The 1,446-nt window shown below is 50.2% G+C and carries 1 protein-coding gene; it reads right to left on the bottom strand.

The genetic code is table 11. The features are described from left to right. Window positions 1–241: 241 nt before the first annotated feature. Window positions 242–1,003, bottom strand: a complete 762-nt coding sequence (locus E1297_RS01850) for a DUF695 domain-containing protein (RefSeq protein ID WP_155133164.1) — start codon at window positions 1,001–1,003, stop codon at window positions 242–244. Window positions 1,004–1,446: the final 443 nt, after the last annotated feature.

Here is a 1,446-nt window from a genome sequence, read left to right as displayed (position 1 = left end):
ATCGGGCGTCCATAGGGGAGGACATCTCCAAATAACCCTTTTTGCGCGCCTTGAGTTATCCCGGCTGCGACCTGTGCGGGAACGAAAACGGTATTCGCCCACTGTTCTTGCCCTGACTGAGCGGTGAGCGTCCGGTGAACCCGACATGCCCGTCATGAAGGCCGAGTTTACCGGACGGACACCGAACAACCGCTGTGCGGGACTTTTCTGTTGTTGCCGGATTTGGAAGTAATGTTTGCTGTCAACTATCGCTAGAAGTCTGCACCGAGCAACCCCAACCATCGTATGATCCTCCAAGGCCCACCGCCAATTCTTGCAATTCATACGTGATTGGATCAAGCCTAGACGGTGGATCGACCCTTTGAACGAGAAGGTCATAAGTCTTTCTGAAGGTACCACTGGTTTTGATCTCAACGGTGAAACCTCTTCCTTCCGCAATCATTGAAAATTCGTTCGCCTGATTGCGATTCTCAAAGATAACCGTGTGGTCAATTTCGCGGGGAATGTCCAAATTGTCGCCATTTGCCTCAAGTTGAAGAAAAACAGATCGGTTTGAAATTTCGTTCATTCCAATCGTATTGGGATACAAGTTTCCAAAATAGGTTTGCCAGTCGGTGTCCTTAAAATTGAACGTGGTTATTTCGTAGCCGGGAAAAGCTTGGCCAAGAACATCTGTGAAAGAGACGAAATCAAACTCTGGGGATGCATAAAAGCAGAAACTACGCTTGCCGCCCCCAGTTTGGCGAGCGATGTACATCAAATCCTCAGTTTCACTCCGGCATATCAAATCTTCTATATCACTTAGAGGTTGAAACTCCTCGTTTGTCGCCATTCCGTGCTCGGGATTGGGGTGTTTCAATGTGATTTCTAGGCAGTGAAACATATTAAGTTTCGGTATCGGAGCAAACTCAAACAATGAGAGGTTGACCATTGTCGAATGTGGTTTGCCCTCAATTTCGCAGGAGTAGAAATCCCAGCAGTCGGTAGATCTATCTGGTGACATTGTCTGAAGTGCTCCTTGCTACTGGCGCTGTTACTGTAAGGTGTCCACTATCACAAAGGTAGACACCTTCTATCTGAGCAAACTTAGAACTGGCAGGTCGGGTTCACCGGGCGCTCACACTGAGCGCGACCGTGGGCGGGCTACTGCTGCGGCGGCGCTGGAATGAGCCCAACAATGCATTGGGGGCCGTTACTATTCAAGGAAGTCGCTACCGCAGTGCAAGCGCCATTGAACCCTGCGAGCGGCCCGGCGGTGCAAATGTTCTGAGCATTTTGCGCAATTGGATTGATTGTTAGTGGGATGGTACCAACCAGCTGCTGATAAGCGCCGGTTGTTACAGTAACGGTTGTTGCTGTTGGTTGGTTGAGGTTTACCCGTGCATCCACGCGCCCTGGCACCACGCCATTGACCGCTGGTATACTCCGAGTCCTCGAAAATCCGAC

The organism is Roseibium sp. RKSG952 (assembly GCF_009711355.1).
Note: the sequence above shows the minus strand (reverse complement) of the source record. Positions and strands in the feature narration are given on the sequence as shown.

Excerpts from the sequence above, each read along its gene's own strand:
- E1297_RS01850 (WP_155133164.1), bottom strand. The coding sequence starts at position 1,003 with ATGTCACCAGATAGATCTACCGACTGCTGGGATTTCTACTCCTGCGAA.